At 70.9% G+C, this 20,572-nt stretch carries 21 protein-coding genes; 9 read left to right on the plus strand and 12 right to left on the minus strand.

Annotation, left to right across the window (positions count from 1 at the left end; genetic code table 11):
- Window positions 1-519: 519 nt before the first annotated feature.
- On the plus strand, window positions 520-1,242 hold the full coding sequence (locus tag ACIHFD_RS45690) for a septal ring lytic transglycosylase RlpA family protein (RefSeq protein WP_397372229.1): 723 nt from the start codon (window positions 520-522) through the stop codon (window positions 1,240-1,242).
- Between the two features lie 850 nt (window positions 1,243-2,092).
- Here the strand turns inward: ACIHFD_RS45690 and ACIHFD_RS45695 are convergent.
- Window positions 2,093-2,641 carry a DUF1707 and DUF4870 domain-containing protein gene (locus ACIHFD_RS45695; protein WP_397372230.1) on the minus strand — a complete coding sequence of 183 codons (549 nt, stop codon included), beginning with the start codon at window positions 2,639-2,641 and terminating at the stop codon, window positions 2,093-2,095.
- A gap of 180 nt (window positions 2,642-2,821) precedes the next feature.
- Between ACIHFD_RS45695 and ACIHFD_RS45700 the strand changes: the two genes are divergently transcribed.
- Window positions 2,822-3,169, plus strand: coding sequence for a hypothetical protein (locus tag ACIHFD_RS45700; protein WP_350741812.1), 348 nt, complete (start codon window positions 2,822-2,824; stop codon window positions 3,167-3,169).
- Window positions 3,170-3,937: 768 nt separating this feature from the next.
- On the opposite strand, the gene ACIHFD_RS45705 is transcribed toward ACIHFD_RS45700, so the two are convergent.
- Window positions 3,938-4,951: a DUF4192 domain-containing protein gene (locus ACIHFD_RS45705; protein WP_363966364.1), complete on the minus strand. Its 1,014-nt coding sequence runs from the start codon at window positions 4,949-4,951 to the stop codon at window positions 3,938-3,940.
- Between the two features lie 10 nt (window positions 4,952-4,961).
- Between ACIHFD_RS45705 and ACIHFD_RS45710 the strand changes: the two genes are divergently transcribed.
- Window positions 4,962-5,183, plus strand: a complete 222-nt coding sequence (locus ACIHFD_RS45710; RefSeq protein ID WP_397372231.1) for a hypothetical protein — start codon at window positions 4,962-4,964, stop codon at window positions 5,181-5,183.
- Window positions 5,184-5,717: 534 nt separating this feature from the next.
- On the opposite strand, the gene ACIHFD_RS45715 is transcribed toward ACIHFD_RS45710, so the two are convergent.
- The 5 genes from ACIHFD_RS45715 to ACIHFD_RS45735 form a co-directional block, all read right to left on the minus strand.
- Window positions 5,718-6,452 (minus strand): EI24 domain-containing protein, encoded by a 735-nt coding sequence (locus ACIHFD_RS45715; RefSeq protein WP_397372232.1) that lies wholly within the window; start codon window positions 6,450-6,452, stop codon window positions 5,718-5,720.
- Between the two features lie 10 nt (window positions 6,453-6,462).
- Entirely contained in the window at window positions 6,463-7,044 is a 582-nt protein-coding gene (locus ACIHFD_RS45720) for a Maf family protein (RefSeq protein ID WP_355204750.1), read from the minus strand.
- Window positions 7,045-7,078: 34 nt separating this feature from the next.
- The gene (locus tag ACIHFD_RS45725; RefSeq protein WP_397372233.1) at window positions 7,079-7,792 is read right to left on the minus strand and encodes a DUF937 domain-containing protein; all 714 of its coding nucleotides are present in this window, start codon (window positions 7,790-7,792) and stop codon (window positions 7,079-7,081) included.
- A 67-nt stretch (window positions 7,793-7,859) separates the two neighbouring features.
- A complete protein-coding gene (ftsH, locus tag ACIHFD_RS45730) occupies window positions 7,860-9,794 on the minus strand; it encodes an ATP-dependent zinc metalloprotease FtsH (protein ID WP_397372234.1) in 1,935 nt (644 codons plus the stop codon).
- 36 nt (window positions 9,795-9,830) lie between these two features.
- Window positions 9,831-10,616: a hypothetical protein gene (locus ACIHFD_RS45735; protein ID WP_397372235.1), complete on the minus strand. Its 786-nt coding sequence runs from the start codon at window positions 10,614-10,616 to the stop codon at window positions 9,831-9,833.
- 162 nt (window positions 10,617-10,778) lie between these two features.
- Here ACIHFD_RS45735 and ACIHFD_RS45740 point away from each other — a divergent pair, with 162 nt between their 5' ends.
- Window positions 10,779-11,747 carry a DUF3616 domain-containing protein gene (locus ACIHFD_RS45740; RefSeq protein WP_397372236.1) on the plus strand — a complete coding sequence of 323 codons (969 nt, stop codon included), beginning with the start codon at window positions 10,779-10,781 and terminating at the stop codon, window positions 11,745-11,747.
- Here the strand turns inward: ACIHFD_RS45740 and ACIHFD_RS45745 are convergent.
- Together ACIHFD_RS45745 and ACIHFD_RS45750 are read right to left on the minus strand one after the other, a co-directional pair.
- On the minus strand, window positions 11,737-12,396 hold the full coding sequence (locus ACIHFD_RS45745) for a peptidyl-tRNA hydrolase (RefSeq protein ID WP_397372237.1): 660 nt from the start codon (window positions 12,394-12,396) through the stop codon (window positions 11,737-11,739). The two genes, ACIHFD_RS45740 and ACIHFD_RS45745, sit on opposite strands and share 11 nt — an antisense overlap.
- Window positions 12,393-13,658 (minus strand): MFS transporter, encoded by a 1,266-nt coding sequence (locus tag ACIHFD_RS45750; RefSeq protein WP_397372238.1) that lies wholly within the window; start codon window positions 13,656-13,658, stop codon window positions 12,393-12,395. The genes ACIHFD_RS45745 and ACIHFD_RS45750 overlap by 4 nt, the downstream gene beginning before the upstream one ends.
- 71 nt (window positions 13,659-13,729) lie before the next feature.
- Here ACIHFD_RS45750 and ACIHFD_RS45755 point away from each other — a divergent pair, with 71 nt between their 5' ends.
- Both ACIHFD_RS45755 and ACIHFD_RS45760 read left to right on the plus strand, forming a co-directional pair.
- Complete coding sequence (locus ACIHFD_RS45755; protein WP_397372239.1) at window positions 13,730-14,677, plus strand: GlxA family transcriptional regulator; 948 nt, start codon at window positions 13,730-13,732, stop codon at window positions 14,675-14,677.
- A 70-nt stretch (window positions 14,678-14,747) separates the two neighbouring features.
- Window positions 14,748-15,578 (plus strand): SAM-dependent methyltransferase, encoded by an 831-nt coding sequence (locus ACIHFD_RS45760; protein WP_397372240.1) that lies wholly within the window; start codon window positions 14,748-14,750, stop codon window positions 15,576-15,578.
- Here ACIHFD_RS45760 and ACIHFD_RS45765 read toward each other — a convergent pair.
- A complete protein-coding gene (locus ACIHFD_RS45765) occupies window positions 15,575-17,026 on the minus strand; it encodes an FAD-dependent monooxygenase (protein WP_397372241.1) in 1,452 nt (483 codons plus the stop codon). The two genes, ACIHFD_RS45760 and ACIHFD_RS45765, sit on opposite strands and share 4 nt — an antisense overlap.
- 9 nt (window positions 17,027-17,035) lie before the next feature.
- Window positions 17,036-17,641, minus strand: a complete 606-nt coding sequence (locus ACIHFD_RS45770) for a TetR family transcriptional regulator (protein WP_397372242.1) — start codon at window positions 17,639-17,641, stop codon at window positions 17,036-17,038.
- 100 nt (window positions 17,642-17,741) lie between these two features.
- Here ACIHFD_RS45770 and ACIHFD_RS45775 point away from each other — a divergent pair, with 100 nt between their 5' ends.
- From ACIHFD_RS45775 to ACIHFD_RS45785, 3 genes are all read left to right on the plus strand, one after another.
- Complete coding sequence (locus tag ACIHFD_RS45775; RefSeq protein WP_397372243.1) at window positions 17,742-18,305, plus strand: CGNR zinc finger domain-containing protein; 564 nt, start codon at window positions 17,742-17,744, stop codon at window positions 18,303-18,305.
- 74 nt (window positions 18,306-18,379) lie between these two features.
- Window positions 18,380-18,823: a VOC family protein gene (locus tag ACIHFD_RS45780; protein WP_397372244.1), complete on the plus strand. Its 444-nt coding sequence runs from the start codon at window positions 18,380-18,382 to the stop codon at window positions 18,821-18,823.
- The gene (locus ACIHFD_RS45785) at window positions 18,823-19,725 is read left to right on the plus strand and encodes a pyridoxamine 5'-phosphate oxidase family protein (protein WP_397372245.1); all 903 of its coding nucleotides are present in this window, start codon (window positions 18,823-18,825) and stop codon (window positions 19,723-19,725) included. Before ACIHFD_RS45780 ends, ACIHFD_RS45785 begins: the two co-directional genes overlap by 1 nt.
- On the opposite strand, the gene ACIHFD_RS45790 is transcribed toward ACIHFD_RS45785, so the two are convergent.
- Window positions 19,664-20,563, minus strand: a complete 900-nt coding sequence (locus ACIHFD_RS45790; RefSeq protein ID WP_397372246.1) for a GNAT family N-acetyltransferase — start codon at window positions 20,561-20,563, stop codon at window positions 19,664-19,666. The two genes, ACIHFD_RS45785 and ACIHFD_RS45790, sit on opposite strands and share 62 nt — an antisense overlap.
- Between the last annotated feature and the right edge of the window lie 9 nt (window positions 20,564-20,572).

Here is a 20,572-nt window from a genome sequence, read left to right on the forward strand (position 1 = left end):
GCCTCCCTCGCCCACCCGCCGACTTTCACCATCAGTGTCGATTTGATAGCTCAATGAACACAATGGCCGCAATGAGAGATCCCCAACGGGGTCCTGAAGGCCGGAGCACTGACCCGCATTCCGGTAGCCGGGCCTGCCGGAAGTCAGGAAGCAGCAAACCGTCGAGAACAAACACCCACGATTGACGGCTTGATCACCAGGCGCTCGGCATATCACCCACCCAACTCGGCCTATCACCCTCCCGAGCTGCACCATTTGCCGATCAAGCCCACTTTCTCGCGTTTCCCGGAGTCCCAAAGATCCACGGCGCATGCTGGGCGTTCTTAGCAATCTTGTGGCTTAAGTGAGATATGTCACTGGCTGTCGCATTAAGTTGCCTTTACTCGGGCTTTGTCGCATATGTTCGTCCTCACTGCGCGGGAGCCCCCTTCCCGCCTACGGATCGGCCGCCGTACGCCCTCCACCCCCTCCGGCCCGGCCTTTCCCTGCCCTATCCCCTAGCTAGGACTGTGGTTTACCTTGGGCCAGCATTCCCTCAAGCCGACCCCTCAGTACCGCAAGCTCATCGCAGGCAAGCGCCGCTGGATCACCCTCGCGGCCGGCGCCGCCGTCGTGGCCGCCGCCTCCACCGCTGCCTGGGCCGCCATGGACACCACCGGCTCCCCCAACCACCCCTCGGCAGCCCCCACCCCACTCCAGGCCAAGCCGCTTAACGAAGCCGCTCGCCAGGCGACCCCCCAGTCGCCCTCGCCGCTCCCCAAGCCCGCGGCGGCCCGCCCGAGGCCCACCAAGTCCCCGGCGACCGCCCAGCCGAACACCACCGCCTCCCCGGCGACGGCCTCCTCCAGCCCGGCCGCCAAGCCCACGGCGACCAAGCGCTCAACCCCCGGGACCACGTCGCCCACGCCCACGAAGGCCACCAAGTCCCCGACCCACATGCCGAAGACCCGCGTACTCTCATCCGGAACCTGCGGCGCCTCCTACTACGGCGACCCCCAGATGACAGCCAGCGGCGAGCGCTTCGACCCCTCTGCCATGACCGCCGCCCACAAGACCCTCCCCCTGGGCAGCAAGGTCCGCGTCACCAACCCCAGCACGGGCGAATCGGTCACGGTCCGCATCAACGACCGCGGCCCGTACGTGGGCGGCCGCTGCCTCGACCTCTCCGAAGCCGCCTTCTCCGCCATCGGCAACACCAGCGCCGGCGTCATGCGCGTCAAGTACGAGGTCCTGTCCCGCTAACCCCGTCTCCCCAAGACCCTGCCCCGCCTCCAAGGTCCCGACCCGCGTACGCCACCCGCCCCAAGGTCTTGCCCCGCTTACGCCACCCACCCCAAGGCCCTGTCCCGCGTACGCCCCCCGAGGTCCCGACCCGCGTACGCCACCCCACCCCAAGGCCCTGCTCCGCGTACGCCCCCCGAGGTCCCGACCCGCGTACGCCACCCCACCCCAAGGTCCCGCCCCACGTACGCAACCCACCCCAAGGCCTTGCCCGGTAACGCCGCCCCGTCCCGAGTTCCTGCCCCACTACCGCCAGCACCCTCAAAGCTCCTGCCCAGCTACCGCAGCCCCCTGACCGCATCTGAACCACGCAGCCATTCAGTGTGACGCCAGCACGGGGCGCCCGGCTCAACGGTGACGTCAGTCCACCGCACCTCTACGCCTGGCCGGAGCCCTGCAGCCCTTCCACCGCACCCAACGCACTCACTCGATGGCACCAGACGGGGCACGGTCGTCACACCGAACCACCACCCACCCCGCACCAGCCCCGCCCAGACCTCCACCCTTAACCAGCCGGCGCGACCGTTCTACCAAACCAGCACGCGCCCGACATCAAGCCTCAGCTTTGACACCCACCCCGAAGCCAGCCGGCACGACCGTTCTAACGAACCTGCGCCCGCCTGCATCAACCCCCAACCCCGACACCCACCCCAAAGCTGGCCGGCGTGCGTTCGTCACACCAAACCAGCGCACTTCTCGCGCTGAACCCCGACCCAGCCGCCACTCCGAAAGGGCCTAACTGGATGCGGCCCTTTGCTGGGCTGGACCAGGCCGGGCTCGTATAGATCTCGGCGGGTGCTGGCGAGTGGAGTCACTTCACCAGGCGCAGCGTCATCGGGTAGCGGAAGTTGCCCTCCGTCAGGGACGTAATGCCACCGACGATGGAGAGGACGACGGCGGCGACCCAGATGACCGGGAGCAGCACGACACCGATGACCGTGAACGGCAGGAGAACCGTGGCCCCCACGACCGTGAGCTGGAAGTTGAGCGCCTCGAGCGCCTGCCTGCGGATGTAGGGCGAGGTCTTCGCGCCAGTGAGCAGCAGGATCAGAGGGCCGGCGATCGGGATGCCGACGACCATCAGCAGGTGGCCGACGGCGGCAGCGAGACGTTCGTTGCTCTCCGGCGCCCGCTCAGGGTGGACCGGGGGCGGGAGCGGGGCGAGCCGGGGTACGGCTTGAGCGCCGTACAGCTCGGTCATGATGGGCATCAGGTCACCGTGCGTGCGCGCCGTCATCGCGCGCTCCAGCCGGTCGTCGAACTCGAGCTTGTCGAAGCGGCCCTCCGCGTAGGCGGCCTTGACGTGCTCGACCACGTGCTCTCTGTCCTGGTGGGTGACGCGCAGATGAGCTGGCTGCACCTGTCCCGGCCCAGGGGTTTGTGGTACCCCAGCCATAATCGCCATGCCTCTCCTTTGAGAATCGGGCAGTCACCTCTCATACTGCGTCCCTCGGACCCTCGGTGCTATCGGGAGAATCCCGGATGTGACCCCTAGATCATCCCCGACGCACGGAGGCTCCAGACGGTATAAAAAGGATGCATGAGATGGCGAGACCGCTACGGCATTCGTCGACTGCGCGGCCCCAAGGTCGCGAAGTTCGACCGCGAGGCGACTGACGCCGACATCGAAGCGCTTATCGCTTTTGCCCGCTCGCGCCGCGGCGTCGAGTTTTACGTCGAGCCAGAGACTTTCGCCACCGACACGACCGCCGTGGCGGTCGCCGACGACGGCGAATGGACCAGGCGCAGGGTCGGTTCCCCTGCCGTGATCCACAAGGTTGCCCGCGATCTTGCCCTCCCGGTTTATGACGTACAACTCACCGGCTATCCGCCGCGCATGCGCGCTTACAACGAGCGCCGCCGCCGCGAAGAAGGCACCGGCAGCTGACCCCCGACAACCGTCCGCCAGCGGGTCACCCGTTGGCGGACCACTGACTGACTGGCGATTGGTGATTGGCGCAGTGTCGGCTCACACTGGCGGCCGCCAACTCACAACCGGCGGCCAGCGACCGGCAGCCACCCGACCTGCGGCCAGGCTTGCGGCTCACAACCAACAGCCGCCGTCCCACGGCCAGCGCGACCGGCGACCAACAACCGGCGATCGGCGATCGGCGATCGGCGACCAACCCCGCTTGCGACTGCGACCGTCAAGCGCAAACAGCAGCCCGCGGCTGGCGGCCAACCGCTCACGATTGGCAAACGGCGACCGACAACCCTCCGAACTGCGACCCGACCAACAACCGCCACCTCGCGGCCAGCGACCGGCAGCCAACCGTTCACGGCCAATAGCCGTCAGTCGGCAGCCCTCAATCAGCAACCCCGCAATCGGCAACCCGCGACCGACCGCCCCAGCTCACGCCAGCCGCCCGCGGCCAATCGCTCACGACCGCGACCAACCGTCCGCAATCGGCAACCCGCGACTGACAGCCAGCGGTCGGTGGCCCGCGACCTGCAACCGGCAGTCGGTGGTTTACGACTGGCGGTTGGTGACGATCCGCTTCCGCGTGGCGGGCAGTTGGCGACGATCCGCTTTTTCGCGGCTGGTGGATGGCGACGATCGGCGCCTCCCTGTGGATTAGGTCGTCCCCCATTGCGTTGTTGCTCGGTGGTCTCGATTGGTGCTCTTGGCAGGGTGCTTGTGGGTGGTGGGTGGGCGTTATTCGGGTGGGGAGTGCGGGTCGTCTTCGTCCAGGAGGTTCACCAGGGGGAGGAGCCAGGAGGCGTGGGGTGGGCCCATGGCGGCGTCGAGTTCGGCCGGGGTGGGGAGGCGGTCTCGGAGGATCGTGGGAGACAGGAGGTTTTGGAGGGCGTGCATGAGGAGGTTGGCCATCGAGTAGCTGGGGTCGATGGTCAGGGCGCGTTCCAGGGCGATGGTGGCCTGGACGTTGTTTCCCGCGCGCCAGGAAGCCATCGCCAGGAGGGATGCGGCCGGTGGGATGAAGCGGGGCTCCAGCCTGCGGGTCAGGTCCTTCCAGAGGAGTACGTGGGAATCTTGCATGAGGGTCCAGGCCTCGTCGCGGGCTCGGGTGATCGATAGGGCCAGGCCCAGTTTCGCCGCCTCCGCGTCGTCCAGGCGGCCGCCTTCCTCGTGGGTCTGGAGGGCTGATCGGACTCTGTTCAGGCTTTCGGCGATGAACTGTGTCGCGAAGGTGTCGAGGTTTGTGGTGGCTGTCAGGTCGACTCGGAATTCTGCGATCGCGTCGGCTGTGGCTCGGCGCATGGCCATGCGTACGGGGCCTGCGATGGGGGCGATGGTACGTTCCAGGGATTCGCGATCGGGGAGGGCTACCAGGCCTCGGATGGTCGCCTCGGCGGAGATCTGGCTGGTGGTCAGGTCGTACGGAGTGCCTTCGGCCGGGCAGCATGTCGCGAGATCGCAGATGTAGGACCAGTAACGGCCCTCGTGTGCTCGTAGTGCTTCGCCTACATGGAGTTCGGTCTTGGCGGCGAGGAGTCTGGCCTCGTCGGCTGCCGGGGTCACCAGCTCCCCCGGGCCGTAGCCGACGACGACGATCTCTGTCACGCCCTCCCGGTCGAAGACCGGCTCCAAGGAGGCGAGAGTGCCGGGCGGGAACGGGAGGCTCCATCTGGCCACCAGCTTGGCCTGGCGACGGTCGAGGCCGATCACGATGAGGCTGGTCTTCGGGTGGAAACCGACGAGGTATGGCACGGCGGCCAGGATGTCGGTGGGGCTGGTGAGGGTGAGACAGGGCTCCAGCGACGTGAAGCTGGATGAGGGGGAGGAGGGAGGGGAGGGCGAGGATGGTGACGTAGGGGAGGTGGAGGGTGACGGCGAGGGAGCGACGGTGGTGGGGTCGGAGTCCTCGGAGGTGGAAGTGGGAGTGGGGTTGGGGGTTGGGGTGGTCGCGGGGGTGGAGTGGTTGGTCGTCATGGGCCCTTAGGGTGCCCGGGCGAGGGCTGTGGGATCGGGCCCGAATGCGATTCTGGGGATGGTGGGGACGTCCAGGAGTGGCGTTGTGGATAACTGCCCGCCGGTTTTCGGCTGGGGCTCTTTGGGTGATGGTGGTTCTTGCTGCCCAAGCCATGGCTGCCCAAGCCAGGGCTGGTGCTGGTAGCGGGCGGCGGCGACGGCTGGTGCCCGATGGGTGATGACGGGTGATTGGGCCCGCGAGGCCCCAAGCGAAGTGGCCGGAGCCGGAGGAGGTGACCGGAGCCGGAGGAGGACGGGCCGAGGGGTGGGCCGAGCCGAAGGCTCTGGGGGTGAAGGCCCTGGGGGTGAAGGCCCTGGGGTCGAAGGGCTGAGGTCAAAGGGCTGGGGGTGGAGGCGCTGGGGGCGAAGGCGCTGGGGGTGAAGGCGCTGGGGGTGAAGGCGCTGGGGGTGAAGGCGCTGGGGGCGAAGGCTGGCCGAGAAGGCGCTGGCCGAGAAGGGATGAGGTGGGGGGCTACGAGACGGGGGGATCGGGTGGAAGTGAGGGTTATGAGGTGGGGGTCAGGTGGGCGCGGACCAGGAGGGCGGCGCCGGCTACGGCGGCGGGCATGGCGATGACCGCGACGAACGGCACCAGGAACAGCAGGAATCCCACCACCCCGAACCCCAACGCGCTGGCCTTGTTCGCGCGCAGCAGCGCGAAGCGTTGCTTGCGGGCCATCCCCCGCCGCTCCAGCGCCAGGGTGGTGAGCTCCACCGTCAGGAAGAAGCCTGAGACGAGCGCCCCGAGCACCGGCACCACCGTCTGGCCGACCACCGGCACGAAACCCAGGAAGAACAGCGGGATCGTGAAAAGGAGCACGTAGAACAGCGTGATCAGGCTGTCTCTGAGCGAGCGCGGCAGGGTGCGCCACCACGGCTGCTCGTCGGCGTCCGGAAGCGGGTCCACCTCGGCCGACAGCCGTTCGTAGAACGGCTCCCCGATCGCCAGCGTGAGCGCGGTGAAAGTGAGTACGGCCAGCGCCAGCCCTCCGAGGAACAGCAGGATCCCCACCAGCGTCCGGAACAGGTCACGCCAGCCCCACGACTCCGCGAACGGCGTCAGGAACGCGGCCAGGTCGGTGGCGTGCGTGCCCAGGAAGATCAGCGCCGCGACGTACACGGCGAACGCGATCAGCGCCGGGATCAGCCCGAACAGCCACCACCGCCCATGCCTGGCGACCCACCCCAACCCCTGGAAGAAGAAGCCGACGCCGGACGTGAAGTCGCGCAGTGATCGCATGCCCGGCAGGCTAGCGCCAGAACGACGTCACCGCGTAGCCCAGCTCCGCGAACAGGTCGTGCAGCAGCGGCAGCGAGATGCCGATCACGTTGCCGTGGTCGCCTTCGATGCCCTCGACGAACCACCCGCCGCGCCCGTCGATGCTGAAGGCCCCGGCCACGCTGAGCGGCTCCCCCGTGGCGATGTACGCGGTGATCTCCTCGTCGGACGGTCGGCCGAAGCGAACCACGGTGGTGGCGACCTGCGCCGCCTGCTTGCCCGCGGCCACGTCGATCACGCAGTGACCCGTCACCAGGCGTCCCGTGCGCCCGCGCATGAGCCGCCACCGCTCGGCGGCCTCCTCCGGCGTGGCGGGCTTGCCGTACGGGCGGCCGTCCAGCTCCAGGATCGAGTCGCAGCCGATGACCAGGCCCTCGTCGAGCTCGTTCGCGACCGCCTCCGCCTTGGCCTTGGCGAGCACGAGGCTGAGTGCCGCCGGGGTGTGCGCGGAGAACGAGTCTTCGTCGACGCCGCTGACGATCACCTTGGGGTCGAGCCCGGCGCTGCGGAGGAGGGCGAGGCGGGCGGGGGAGGCTGAGGCCAGAACGATCACCGCATAAGCCTACCGTTGACCTGCGCCGCGTCATTCACCAGTCGGGGTTCGAGGTGCCGGGGGCCACCTCGTGCGGGTCCCCCTCCTCATGACCGTCCGGGGCGCCGCGGCGGCCCACGGTGCCGGCGTCGGGGCCGGCGTCGGGGCCGGTGCCGCGGCCGGTGCCGCGGCCGGTGTCAGGGCTGATGCCGGAGGGCGGGCGGGACTCGTACGGCCCGCCCTGCGCGGGCACCCCGCCGCCGAAGACGGCGTCCAGCAGCCCCTGGAGCAGCTCGCCCAGCTCCCCCGGGCAGGCCGGCTGCTCGCGGTCCAGGTCGTCGGCCAGAGCGCCCGCGTTCATGCCGCGGCTCTCGGCCCGGTCGGCGAGCAGGGACATGATCATGGGCGCGACGAGGGGCAGCAGCCTCATGATGATCCCCGGGTCGACTCCGGCGAACCGCGCCAGCGCGTCCGCGGCCTCCTCCGTTCCCTGGCCGCCCAGGACGTGGCCGAGGATGTTGTGCCCGTCGCGGGTCAGCGAGGCCACGTCGCCGGTGAACGGATCGGTGTCCACGTGGTCGTCCAGGGCCGCGCGCAGGGCGTCGGCGCCGTCCGGGTGACGGGCGTTGCGGGCCATGCCCCCGACGATGACGCCCGACACGGCCTCGACCACGTCGCGGGCCATGGTCGTGTCCGTGCTGAGCATCCCTGCGATCTGCTCCAGCCCTGAGTCTCCGAGCTCGGTGAGGAGCTCGTCCGTCAGTGTCACGACAGTCCCCCGATCGTTGTTCCGGGAGAGCTGCCCTGATCAGGGCCGGAGCAATGCCCGATTTGCGCTAATTCTCGGAAAAGCCGCTCACGGGGACGGGAGTGGCCGACGAGGTCAGGCCCGCCGCCGTGTAAGCGCCGGCCTCGTCGAGCGTCTCGTGTTCGAGCAGGGCCTTCACGATGGCGTCGAGCTTGTCGCGGTTGTCGGCGAGGATCTGGATCGCGCGCTCGTAGCACTCGTCCACGATCCGCCGCGCCTCCTCGTCGACGGTGGCGAGCGTCGCGGGCGAGGCCTGCGGCTGCTGTCCGTCGTTGGGGAGGATGGTCAGCGGGCCGACCTTCTCCGACATGCCCCAGCGGCCGACCATGCCACGGGCGATCATGGTGACCTGTTCCAGGTCGTTCTCGGCGCCCGTGGTGATGACCCCGTACACGACCTGCTCGGCCGCCATGCCGCCGAGCGCGCCGGTGATGCGCCCGCGCAGGTACTGCTCGTCGTAGGCGTACCGGTCGGTGTCGGGGGTGGACAGCGTGACCCCGAGCGCCCGCCCGCGCGGGATGATCGAGATCTTCCTGACCGGGTCGGCGCCCGGCTGGAGCATGCCGAGCAGCGCGTGACCGGCCTCGTGGAAGGCGGTCCTGGTGCGCTCCTCCTCCGGCATCACGATGCTGCGGGCCGCGCCGAGCTGCAGCTTCTCCAGCGCGTCGGCGAAGTCGGACATCGTGACCTTCTCCTTGCCGCGCTTGGCGGCCAGCAGGGCGGCCTCGTTGACCAGGTTGGCCAGGTCGGCGCCGGTCATGCCGGGGGTGGTCTTGGCGAGCTGGTCAGGGCTGACCTCGCCGTCCAGCGGCACGCCCCGCGTGTGCACCTGCAGGATGGCGGTGCGGCCGGCCGCGTCAGGCAGCCCCACCTGGACGGTACGGTCGAAGCGCCCGGGACGCAGGAGCGCCGGGTCGAGCACCTCGGGACGGTTCGTGGCCCCGATGACGATCACGCCCTCGGCGCCGGAGAAGCCGTCCATCTCGGTGAGGATCTGGTTCAGCGTCTGCTCGCGCTCGTCGTGGCCGCCGAGGCCGCCGGCACCGCCGCGGGCCCGGCCGATGGCGTCGATCTCGTCGATGAACACGATCGACGGCGCCACCTTCCGCGCCTCCTCGAACAGGTCGCGCACCCGCGAGGCGCCCACGCCCACGATCATCTCGATGAACTCGGAGGCGCTGGCCGAGAAGAACGGCACCTTGGCCTCGCCCGCGACCGCCCTGGCCAGCAGCGTCTTACCGGTGCCGGGAGGGCCGGCGAGCAGCACGCCCTTGGGCAGCTTCGCGCCGAGCCTGCGGTACTTCCCGGGGTCCTTGAGGTAGTCGACGATCTCGACGAGCTCGTTCTCGACCTCGTCGATGCCCGCGACGTCGTCGAACGTGACCCGCACCTGCCCGGCCTCGACCGGCTTGGCGGCCTTGGACTTGCCGATGCCGCCGAGGCCGCCGCCCATCAGGCTGGCGCCGCGGCGCATGACCCAGATCCACAACCCGGCCAGCAGCAGCACGGGCAGCAGCGAGAGCAGCAGGTTGGAGAAGAAGCCACGGGTGATCGGCTTGGAAGTGATCTCGACCTGGCCGGTGGACAGCTGCTGGTCGAGCTGGTCGGTGTTGGCGAAGGCCGGGATCTCGGTCGCGAACTTCGTGTAGGACTCGTTGCTCTCGGGGTTCTTCGCCGCCGACCGCAGGTCACCCTCGACGGACAGGCCCTGGGCGTAGATGTCCTTGACGTTCTTGGAGTTCACCTGCTTGGTGAACTCGGTGTACGAGATCGTCTCGACGGATCCGCTGTCGACGAACGACGACACGACGAAAAAGCCCGCGTACACCACGAGCAAGGTGACGACGAATCGCCACCAGTTGATCTTGGGCCGGCCTCCGGGCGTGCCGGGCAGGCCCTCCGAACGCCAGGGCGGCTTGCCCTTGCCGTTCTTCGGTGCCTGCGGCTGTCCCGAGCGTTCCACGGCGTCACTCCCCACATCGCCGCATACATGATCCTTTTAGCCTAGAACACGCACCCCGGCGACCACGCGGCTGATGTCACGCCACTGCTTGCGCTGCGAGTCAGGCACTGTGACGAACGCCAGCCCCGGCTTACTCATTCCCCCGTCCATCACGACGACGGCCGCCCGCGACTGATGCTTTCCGTATTTGACGCGATATACGAGCATCCAGCCGCGCTTGACGGGTTGCGAGGCGAGCCAGGTGATCCTGGAGCCTTCGGGGTGGTGGTTGAGCGTCCAGCGGGCCGCGAGCAGCGCCGTGTCACGTGGGGACTTCTGCCGCATGATCGGGAGCGGACATGTGACGAACATCCCACGCAGGCCGGCGCGCGTCTTGGGGAGCACCTGCTTGGAGGTGAACGGCGCCGCGCCGTACGACTTCCACGGCTTGGAGAGGTTCGGCACCGCCAGCCCGATGCGCCTGTCCTTGACGACCTTCCTGGACGGGGAGGCCAGGGACATCCGCTTGATCCGGCCCGTCAGCTTGGGGACGCGCGGGTCGGCGTACAGGGCCTGCATGGCCGTGTAACCGGGCGCGAGCGACGAGCCGGGCGAAGGCGTCGCCTCCGCTGTGGGGGTCACAGCCGGAGGGGCCGCAGACGGAGGAGCCGCGGTGGAAGGCGCGGTGGAAGGCGCGGGGCCGGACGAGGACGGTGCGGCCGGCGGCGCGGTTACCGGCCCCGCCGCGACCTCGTCCGGCCCTGACGGGAGCACCACGACCAGCGTCGCGGCCGCGGCCACGACCAGGCCGATCGCGGCGAGCCCCCGGTACACCACCCGCATCCGGATATCTCCGATACGGGAGCGTTTGGGCGGAGAAGCAGGGGTTCCGGGCCTCGCCGCGGTCCTCACTTGGGAACCCTTGATCTCTTCTTCCCCATCGAGCACGAGCGGAGCGTACGACATATCCAGCCATTGCGCCTTGGAAGCTACCGAAGTGCAATCATGGACGGCGTGGAACAGGTTGAGCTGCGATTCGACCACGCCGCGCGAGCGGCCCAAACGCACACGAACCTCTCAGCGATCCGGCAGGGCTCCGCCGGGCTCTGGGTGGCCGGCGACGAGACCGCGACCTTCGAGCACCTGACATGGCTGGGCGACCATTTCGGCGCCCAGCGCACGTTCCCCCTGGCCGACTACGTCGAGCTGCCCGCGGGCCCCGAGGACGAGGCCGACATCGAGGGGCTGGCCCGCGCGAACGGCTACCTCTGGCTGGTCGGCTCGCACAGTCTCAAGCGCAAGAAGGCCAAGTCGAAGGACCCGGAGAAGGCCGCCGACCGGCTGGCCACGGTGGTCAGGGAGGAGAACCGGTTCATCCTGACCCGGCTTCCGCTCCACGACGAGACTCCGGGCCCTGGAACGATCCTCGCCGGCAGGGACAACCTGACCACGCACATGCGCGACGACCGGCACCTGGCGCCGTTCCTGGAGCTGCCGGGCAAGGACAACGGGCTCGACGTCGAGGGCATCGCCGTCGTGTCCGAGCGGATCTATCTCGGGCTGCGCGGCCCCGTGCTGCGGGGCTGGGCGGTGCTGCTGGAGCTGCGGCTCGAGGAGGCGAGCAGGTCACGGCTGCGGCTGCGGGAGCCGTACCGCAAGCACTTCCTGGACCTGGGCGGGCTGGGCGTGCGGGACCTCTGCCCGGACGGGGACTCGCTGCTGATCCTCGCCGGCCCGACCATGGACCTCGACGGTCCCGTACGGATCGTGCGCTGGCGGCCCGGCACCAGGCAGGGGGTCGTCCCCGAGGGCGAGCTGGAGACGGTGATCGAGCTCCCCTACGGCGTGAAGTGCGACCACCCCGAAGGGCTGGCGCTGCTGGCCGACGGCAGGCTCATGGTCGTGTACGACAGCCCGTCGCCCGCGCGGTTCACCCCGGCGGGCGGCGTGCTGGCGGACGTCTTCACGATCTAGCCACGCGTCCGCGCAACCAGGGCGCCTCGGCCACGAACGTGCACGAGCCCGGCTCGATCTCCGTGAACCCGGCGTCGCGCACCACGGGCAGCCCCGCGGCGGCCATGGCGTCGAAGTCGCCCTGGGAGGCCGCGGTGCGCACGGACACCGCGAGCCCGCGGGCGCGCCAGGCCTCCCGCTCGGCCGCGTCGCTGGCCCACCAGGCGAGCTGGGCGGCGTGCCCGGCCTGCGCCATGGCCTTGCCCGCGGACATGGCCAGGCCCGGGTTGGCCCACAGGACCGGCGGCTCCGCGGGCGGCGGATCGGCGGTGTCGCTCAGCTCGGTGCCGCCCACCTGCAGCCGCGCGAGGTCGCGCGGCCAGCCGTCGAGCGGCACGGGCGGATGGACACGCACCTCGGCCGTGCGGTGCTCGACGGTGCGCCCCGGCAGCGCGACCGCCCTGCGCCACTCGGCGCCCCTGGCCCGGCGGACCACCTTGCGGATCTTGCCGGTGGACTCCCAGGAGTGCAGCTCGGCGGCCCACTCGCCGGGGTCGTCCAGCAGGCTCAGCACGGCCATGGCGGCCGCTTCCAGCGCGTCGGCGCGTTCGGGAGGCGCGGCTCTCTCGATCCTGACGACCAGCGGCAGGACATAAAGCTCAGAATTCATCGCCCTCTAGCATGCACGATGGCCATGGACATGCCCGCGGCGAGGAGGCACAAGGCGCCGGCGCCGTACCAGGCGAGGTCGTAATTGCCCAGGTGGTCGCGGGTGAGCCCGGCGGCGACGGCGGCGAACGCGGCCCCCACCTGGTGCGAGCCGAACACCCACCCGAACACCACGGCTCCGTCGGCCCCGTAGATCCGCCGGCACAGCGCCACCGTGGGCGGCACGGTCGCCACCCAGTCCAGCCCGTAGAACACGATGAAGATCAACATGCTGGGCTCGGTCGTGGCCGCGAACAGGCTCGGCAGCACCATCAGGGAGAGCCCGCGCAGCGCGTAGTAGACGCCGAGCAGCACCTTGGGGTCGACCCGGTCGCTGAGCCAGCCGGACGCGATCGTGCCCGCGATGTCGAAGATCCCGATGACCGCCAGCAGGCCGGCGGCCACGGGCTCGGCCATGCCGTGGTCGTGCGCGGCGGGGATGAAGTGGGTGCCGACCAGGCCGTTCGTGCTGGCGCCGCAGATCGCGAAGCCGCCGGCGAGCAGCCAGAACGGCCGGGTCCTGGCCGCCGAGGCCAGCACGGTGACCGCCCTGACCGCCGCGTTCACCTTGCTCGGGGGCGCGGTGCGGACCGCGTCCGGTTCCGCGCCGAGGGCCGTCGTGCCCACGTCGGCGGGGTGGTCGCGCAGCAGCCACCACACGAACGGCACCACCGCCAGCGCCGCACCGGACACGGTCAGCGAGGCGAAGCGCCACCCCGGCCCCTCGGCGAGCTGGGCCAGCACGGGCAGGAAGATCAGCTGCCCGGTGGCGCCGGCCGCGGTGAGCACGCCCGTGACCAGCCCGCGGTGCCGGACGAACCAGCGGTCCACCACGGTCGCGGCGAACACCAGCGCCATCGAGCCCGTCCCGAGCCCGACGAGCACGCCCCAGAACAGCAGGAGCTGCCAGCTCGCCGTCATCAGCACGGTCAGGCCGCTGCCCGCGGCGATCAGCAGCAGCGCCAGGGAGACCACGCGGCGCATGCCGAAGCGGTCCATCAGGGCGGCGGCGAAGGGGGCGGTCAGGCCGTAGAGCACCAGGTTGATGGAGACCGCGAGGGAGATCGTGCCGGCCGACCAGCCGAACTCCTCCTGCAAGGGGGTGATCAGTACGCCGGGGGTGGCGCGGAACCCGGCCGCGCCCAGGATCGCCACGAAGGCGACGGCCGCCACGAACCAGGCCCGGTGCAGGCGGCGCGTGGGGGCGGTGGTGCTCAACGTCATGCGCCAATCCTGCTTTATCCCCTTACAAGGTCACGAGTGGCCGGATGGTCAATATGTGAAAGAATTCGGCCATGACACATCGCGTGGCAGTCGTCGTGCTCAACCACTTCGCCACGATCGACCTCGGCGTGCCCGGCCAGGTGTTCGGGACGGCCGAGACGGCGGACGGCGAGAAGTTGTACGAGGTGGTGACCTGCTCGGAGGGGCGGATGCCGGTCCGCTGTTCGGCGGGCTACAGCGTGCTGCCCGACCACGACCTCGACGTCCTCGACACCGCCGACACGGTCGTGGTGCCCGGCATCCACGCGGGCCGGGCGCTGCTCGACGGGACGATCTCGGACACGCTGGCCGCGGCGCTCCGAGGACGGCGCAGGATCCTGTCGATCTGCACGGGGGCGTTCGTGCTGGCGGCGGCGGGCCTGCTCGACGGGCGCCCGGCCACCACCCACTGGCGCGAGGCCGACCGGTTCGCCCGGCTCTTCCCGCAGGTCAAGCTCGATCCCGACGTGCTGTACGTGGACGACGGCGACGTGCTGACCTCGGCGGGCGTGGCGGCCGGGCTCGACCTGTGCTTCCACGTGATCAGGAACGACCACGGCAGCGAGGTGGCCAACCGCGCCGCCCGCCGCTGCGTCATGCCGCCGTGGCGGGACGGCGGCCAAGCCCAGTACATCGACCGGCACCTGCCGGAGGCCGGCGGCGGCACGGCGGCCACCCGCGACTGGATGCTGGCCCACCTGGAGCGCCCGCTCGACCTGACCGCGCTGGCCGAGCACGCCAGGATGAGCGTGCGCACGTTCACCAGGCGCTTCCGCGACGAGACCGGCGTGAGTCCGGCCAGGTGGCTGAACGGCCAGCGGGTCCAGCACGCCAGGCACCTGCTGGAGACGACCGAGCTGGGCGTGGAGGAGGTGGCCAGGAAGGCGGGGTTCGGGACGGCGGTCTCTCTCCGTCAGCATCTGCACGCGGCCGTGGGGGTTTCGCCGCTGGCGTACCGGCACACGTTCCGGCGACTCTGATTCCTCCGGCAAAAGCCACATTTCGGCCCTACAATCGGCCCCAGGAAGATCGACTAGAAAGGGTCGTCACATGGCCGAGGCGGATCGCGTACCCGCCGGGATCAACCCGAACGTGCCCAGCGTCGCCCGCATGTACGACTACTACCTCGGGGGCCGCGACAACTTCGCCGCCGACCGCGAGGCGGCCGAGAAGATGATGGAGATCGGCCGGCGGATGGGCAACGACGCCCGCGAGATCGCCCTGGCCAACCGCGCCTTCATCGGTCATGCCGTACGCATGCTCGCCGAGGCCGGGGTGCGCCAGTTCGTCGACATCGGCGCGGGCCTGCCCACCCAGGACAACGTGCACCAGGTGGCCCAGCGGCACGCCCCCGGCTCCCGCGTCGTCTACGTCGACAACGACCCCATCGTGCTGGTCCACGCCCGCGCGCTGCTGGCCAGAGACCCGGACGTCGTGGCGATCGAGGGCGATCTCAAGGATCCCGACGCCATCCTGGACGACACGCGCGTCGCGGAGCACCTTGACCTCTCCCAGCCGTACGCCGTGCTGCTGGTCGCGGTGCTGCACTTCATCCACGACGACGCCGAGGCCGATCGGATCGCCGCGCGCATCCGCGAGCGCCTGCGGCCCGGGGGCCACCTGGTGCTGTCGCACCTGCTGTACGCGGGCCACGACATGGACGACGTCGCGACGGCCGGCCAGCAGGTCTACTCCAGGACGACCTCGGGCGGCCTGGCGCGGCGCGGCTACGACGAGATCGCCTCCTACTTCGACGGGCTGGAGCTGCTCGGGCCGGGCGTCGTACCGGTGGCCGACTGGACCCCCGACGCCTCCCCCGGCGGCTCGTACGACCTCTCCAAGGGCGGCATCCTGGCCGGCGTGGGTCGCCGCCCGGCCTAGGCCGCCACCTCCAGGCCCTCGCCGAACCAGGTCCTCAGGGCCTCGTCGAGGGTCTCGTCGGGCTCGCCGGCCCAGGCCACGTAGCCGTCGGGGCGCACCAGCACGGCGCCGTCGCCCTCGAAGGGCACCACGTGCACGCGCCCGTGCCGCACCCGCAGGCCGCCCGTCCCGTCGAGCAGCATGGGCCACGCGCGCGCGGCCGGCTCGGCCGGCAGGTCGGCCAGGAACCGGCCCGCCAGCGGATGCGCCGGCGCGGGCACCGGGTAGGCCAGGTCCGCTCCGGCCATCATGGCGGCGACGCGGCGGCGGGCGCCGTCGTCGCCCAGCAGTTCGCCGAACACCTCACGCAGGGCCGTGATCTCGGGCCCCGGCGCGGCCAGCGCGAGCTGCGCCTGGGTGTGCACGGCGACGCGCAGGGCGGCCGGGCGGCGCTCGGCGTCGTAGGTGTCGAGCAGCCCAGGCGGCGCCCAGCCCCGCACCTCGGCGGCCAGCTTCCAGGCCAGGTTGGCGGCGTCCTGCAGGCCAAGGTTGAGGCCGGGCGCGCCCATGGCGGAGTGGACGTGCGCGGCGTCGCCCACCACGAAGACCCTGCCCTCCCGGTAGCGGTCGGCGACGCGGGTGTTGCGGCCCTTGAGCCGCCTGAGCAGGTGCGGGCCCTCGACGGTGGGCTCGGCGAGCGGCAGGTCGGCGCCGAGCACGCGGGCCAGGCCGGCGCGCAGCTCGCCGACGGTCATCGGCTCGTCGTCGTCGGGCGCGGAGGCGTCCCACTCCATGGCGCTGACCAGCAGCATCCCGTGGTCCGCGGGGAGGATCGCGTACGCGCCGCGCTCTGTCCTGTGCCAGGCGTACATCACGTACGTGCCCAGCCCCGGCACCTCCAGCTCCACCGTGCCGGGCCAGATCACCGCACCCGGCACGGTCACGTGGGCGCTGCGGCTCACGACGTCGGTCGAGGTGACTCCAGGGAAGCCGATGCCCGCGAGCTTCCTGACCGTGCTGTGCGCGCCGTCGCAGCCCACCAGGTAGCGGGTGCGCAGCTCGTACGCGCCCTCGGGCCCCCGGAGCTCCACCGAGACGCCGTGGGGATCCTGGGTGAAGCCGAGCAGCTCGTGCCCGCGCCTGATCTCCACACCCAGCTCGACCGCCCGCCGCTCGATCAGCTCCTCCAGGGCGGGCTGCTTGATCCCCATCCCGTACAGCGGGTTGTCCTCCAGCCCGGCCAGGTTCAGCGGCAGCGCGCCGAACACGAACCCCGGCATCGGCGCGTCCCCCACGGCGAGGCCGCGCTGGTGGAGCAGCCTGACGACCTGGCCGACGATCCCGTTGGCCTTGGGCTGGTCGCTGCGCCGGGGCAGGCGCTCGACGACGGTCGGGCGGACTCCGGCCAGGGCCAGCTCGCAGGCCAGCATCAGCCCGTTGGGGCCGCCGCCGATGATCACGATGTCCATGCGTTCTCCTCAGAGGGAAGGATCGGGCAGCCCCGCGGCCAGCGCACCCAGGGCCTCGCGCAGCAGGGGTACGAGCGGGACCGGCGGGTCGGAGCGCAGCCAGTGGGCGACGGCCGCCTGCACGGCGGAGCCCACGGCGACGGCCACGAGGTGGGGGTAGAGGTCGCGGGCGGCGTCGGTGCCGGTGCGCTCGGCCACGGCCGCGGCCAGTTCGTTGTTCCCGGCGAACACCATCTGCAGCGACTCGGCCCGCAGCGCGGGCTCTTCCGCCAGCATCCTGATGCTCGCCAGCACTTCGGGATCGGGCGCCACCTCCGTGCGGGCCAGCGCCCAGGGCTCGACCATGGCCTCGGTCAGCGCCTCCCACAGCGGCTCCGCCGGCGGCCGGGCCCGCAGCGCCGCCACCGAACGCGTGATGCGGTCGGTGTGGCGGGCGGCGATCGCCTCGTACTTGCTGGAGAAGTAGTTGTTGAACGTGCGGGGCGAGACGCCGACCTCGGCGGCGATGTCCTCGACGCGTACGCGCTCCAGCCCGCGCTCGTGAGCCAGCCGGAGGGCGGCCGTCATCAGCGCCTCGCGCGTGGCCTGCTTCTTCCGCTCTCTCAGTCCGCTCATGGGCTCACCGTATCGAAAAAAGTGCGGAGTCAGCAAATTTTCGGATCACGCATGTTTTAAACTAACGGATGGCAGAGCCCAGGCGCGTTAGATTGGGAGCATGTCCCTGACCCTCGAATTCGTCAGCACGATCAGGGCCGAGCGGTCCGGATTGGTCGACAGGCTGGCCGACACGGACGGCATGACGGCCTGGGTGCGGACGCACGCGCCCGACCTCGGCGACCTCACCGTCACGGAGGAACTGCGCCTGGAGACGGTGCGCCTGCGCCAGGCCGTACGCGCCCTGTTCGCCAAGGCCGTGGCGCCGGGCCCGCCGAGCCGGGCGGACGCGGCGAGCCTGCCCGGGTTCGAGGAGTCGCTGGCCCTGGTCAACGCCACCGCCCTGGCCGCCCCCACCGCACCCCAACTGCTCTGGGACGGCGAGCCGTCCCTCGCCACCGCGCCCGCGACGCAGGCCTCCCCCGGCACACGACTGCTCGCCGAGCTCGCCACGGCGGCCGTGGAGTTCCTCGCGGGGCCGGACCGCGCACTGGTCCGCACCTGCCAGGCCCCGCGCTGCGTGCTCTATTTCGTCAAGGAGCACCCGCGCCAGGAGTGGTGCTCGACGGGCTGCGGCAACCGCGCCCGGGCGGCCAGGCACTACCGGGAGCACAAGAAAATCTAACGTTTGCAAGACCGAGTTGCCGTTATAGTATTTCTAACGGCAACTCGGCCGCGCATGCGTTAGAGGAGTGGGGAATGTCCTTCCAGACCGGGCACGTCGGGCTCAACGTCACCGATCTCGACAAGTCCAAAGAGTTCTACACGCGGGTCTTCGGCTTCACGGTGGCGGGCGAGTCGCAGGAGGACGGCCGCCGGTACGCGTTCCTGACCCAGGACGGCACGCTGGTGCTGACGCTCTGGCAGCAGAGCGCGGGCCGCTTCGAGGCAGACCGGCCGGGCCTGCACCACCTGTCGTTCCAGGTGGCGGACCTCGACGCGGTACGCCGGGCGGAGACGGTGATCAGGGAGATCGGCGCGACCCTCTTCCATGACGGCGTCGTGCCGCACCGCGAGGGCGCCTCGTCGGGCGGCGTGTTCTTCGCCGACCCCGACGGCATCCGGCTGGAGATCTTCGCCCCGGACGGCGCGGGCGACCGGCCCGCGCCCAGCTCTGACGCGCCGACCTGCGGGTTCTTCTAATGAGACATCCGGGCGAGGTCGCCGTGCAGCGCCGGACGGGGGTGCGACTGGAGGACCATGGGAGCTCGCGGACGCGCCCGGAGATCCCGGAGCCGGCCGCCGAGTTCCTGCGGAACCAGCACATGGTCGTCCTGGGCGCGGCCGACGACGGCGGGCGCGTGTGGGCAGGCGTGCTCACGGGCCCCGCGGGGTTCGCCTCCGCGACGGACGACCGCACGATCGTGCTGCACGCCCTGCCGGGCGCCGACGACCCGCTGCACGGGCTGTTCGAGCATGAACGGGACGTCGGCCTGATCGCCATCGAGCCGCACACGCGGCGCCGGATGCGCGTGAACGGCACCGCCGTACGGGCCGGCGACGCCCTGGTGGTGTGGACGGAGCAGGTCTACTCCAACTGCCCCAAGTACATTCAGACCCGCTCCCCCACCTCCGCTCCGGGCGAGCCGGCGGGGCTGGGGCGCGGGATCGCGCTGCCGGACCGGCACCGTACGTGGATCGCGGAGGCGGACACGTTCTTCATCGCCACGCGGACCGAAGGGCTCGGGGCGGACGTGTCGCACCGGGGCGGCAACCCCGGATTCGTCCGGGTGACGGGGGCGCGCTCACTGGAGTTCCCCGACTACCAGGGCAACGCGATGTACATGACGCTGGGCAACCTGGAGCTGGACCCGGCGGCCGGGCTGCTGTTCGTGGACTGGGAGCGTGGGGAGACGCTGCAGCTCACGGGCCGGGCCCGGGTGGAATGGGGGGACCAGCGGACGGTGCGCTTCGAGCTGGACGAGTACGCGCACCTGGGCGGGACCATGTCGGCCGGCTGGACCGCCCCCGGCTATCACCGCTTCAACCCCCCGGTCGAGGCAGCCGCTTCTCAAACCAGTGATGCGCGTACGGCTCGTCGCTGAACGCCGCCACCTCCCGGTAGCCGCTCGCCCGATAGAGGGCGACGGCTTCCGTGAGCGCCCGGTTGGTCTCCAGCCGTAGCGTGCGGACGCCCTGGGCCGCCGCCTTCCCCTCCGCCTCGGCGAGCAGCCGCCGCCCCAGCCCCATCCCGCGCACGGCCGGGTCCACCCACATCCGCTTGATCTCGGCGGACCCGGCCTCCGGGTGGAGCTTGAGCGCCACGCACCCGACCGGCTCGGCGTGCAGCGCGGCGACCAGCAGCATCCCGGCCGGCGGCCGCAGCTCGGCGTCGGTGGCGGAGATGCTGCGGGCCGGGTCGAAGCCGCCCTCGAACCGGCGGGCCAGCTCGTCGGCGTAGGCCTGCAGGCAGCGGCGGGCGCCGGGATGGCGCGGGTCGAGCACGTCGATGGCGATCATGGAGGCGAGCAGCAGGCGCTCGACCTCGGACATGGCGGCCACGAGGCGGTCGCGCTGCGCGTCGGAGAGCGGTTCGAGGATGTCCGCCGCCGCCTCGTCGGACCGGCGATCCAGTTCCTCCCGCTCGGCAAGCCCCGTCGGCGTGAGCCGGGCCGTGCGAACCCGGCCGTCGGAGCCGCCGTCGTCCATGACCACCAGCCCGTCGGCCTCCAGCGACCGCAGCAGCCTGCTCAGGTAGCCGGAGTCGAGGTCGAGCCGCGTCCGCAGGACGCGCACCTCGCTGCCCTCCGCGCCGATCTCCCAGAGCACCCGCGACTGCCCGAGCGCCCGATCCCTGGCCAGGAAGCTGTCGTTGAGCGCCCCGATCCGCTGCGTCACGGTCCGCTGGAACCTGCGCACCTGGCCGATCGCCGCACCGTCCATATCTCTGAC

This window comes from Nonomuraea sp. NPDC051941 (assembly GCF_044593615.1).

What these genes read in the sequence shown, in the direction of transcription:
- ACIHFD_RS45700 (WP_350741812.1), top strand. Translation starts at nt 2,822, where the DNA reads ATGAGATGGCGAGACCGCTACGGCATTCGTCGACTGCGCGGCCCCAAG.
- ACIHFD_RS45710 (WP_397372231.1), top strand. Translation starts at nt 4,962, where the DNA reads ATGTCGGTGGGGCTGGTGAGGGTGAGACAGGGCTCCAGCGACGTGAAG.
- ACIHFD_RS45715 (WP_397372232.1), bottom strand. Translation starts at nt 6,452, where the DNA reads ATGCGATCACTGCGCGACTTCACGTCCGGCGTCGGCTTCTTCTTCCAG.
- ACIHFD_RS45735 (WP_397372235.1), bottom strand. Translation starts at nt 10,616, where the DNA reads ATGCGGGTGGTGTACCGGGGGCTCGCCGCGATCGGCCTGGTCGTGGCC.
- ACIHFD_RS45740 (WP_397372236.1), top strand. Translation starts at nt 10,779, where the DNA reads ATGGACGGCGTGGAACAGGTTGAGCTGCGATTCGACCACGCCGCGCGA.
- ACIHFD_RS45745 (WP_397372237.1), bottom strand. Translation starts at nt 12,396, where the DNA reads ATGAATTCTGAGCTTTATGTCCTGCCGCTGGTCGTCAGGATCGAGAGA.
- ACIHFD_RS45750 (WP_397372238.1), bottom strand. Translation starts at nt 13,658, where the DNA reads ATGACGTTGAGCACCACCGCCCCCACGCGCCGCCTGCACCGGGCCTGG.
- ACIHFD_RS45755 (WP_397372239.1), top strand. Translation starts at nt 13,730, where the DNA reads ATGACACATCGCGTGGCAGTCGTCGTGCTCAACCACTTCGCCACGATC.
- ACIHFD_RS45760 (WP_397372240.1), top strand. Translation starts at nt 14,748, where the DNA reads ATGGCCGAGGCGGATCGCGTACCCGCCGGGATCAACCCGAACGTGCCC.
- ACIHFD_RS45765 (WP_397372241.1), bottom strand. Translation starts at nt 17,026, where the DNA reads ATGGACATCGTGATCATCGGCGGCGGCCCCAACGGGCTGATGCTGGCC.
- ACIHFD_RS45770 (WP_397372242.1), bottom strand. Translation starts at nt 17,641, where the DNA reads ATGAGCGGACTGAGAGAGCGGAAGAAGCAGGCCACGCGCGAGGCGCTG.
- ACIHFD_RS45775 (WP_397372243.1), top strand. Translation starts at nt 17,742, where the DNA reads ATGTCCCTGACCCTCGAATTCGTCAGCACGATCAGGGCCGAGCGGTCC.
- ACIHFD_RS45780 (WP_397372244.1), top strand. Translation starts at nt 18,380, where the DNA reads ATGTCCTTCCAGACCGGGCACGTCGGGCTCAACGTCACCGATCTCGAC.
- ACIHFD_RS45785 (WP_397372245.1), top strand. Translation starts at nt 18,823, where the DNA reads ATGAGACATCCGGGCGAGGTCGCCGTGCAGCGCCGGACGGGGGTGCGA.
- ACIHFD_RS45790 (WP_397372246.1), bottom strand. Translation starts at nt 20,563, where the DNA reads ATGGACGGTGCGGCGATCGGCCAGGTGCGCAGGTTCCAGCGGACCGTG.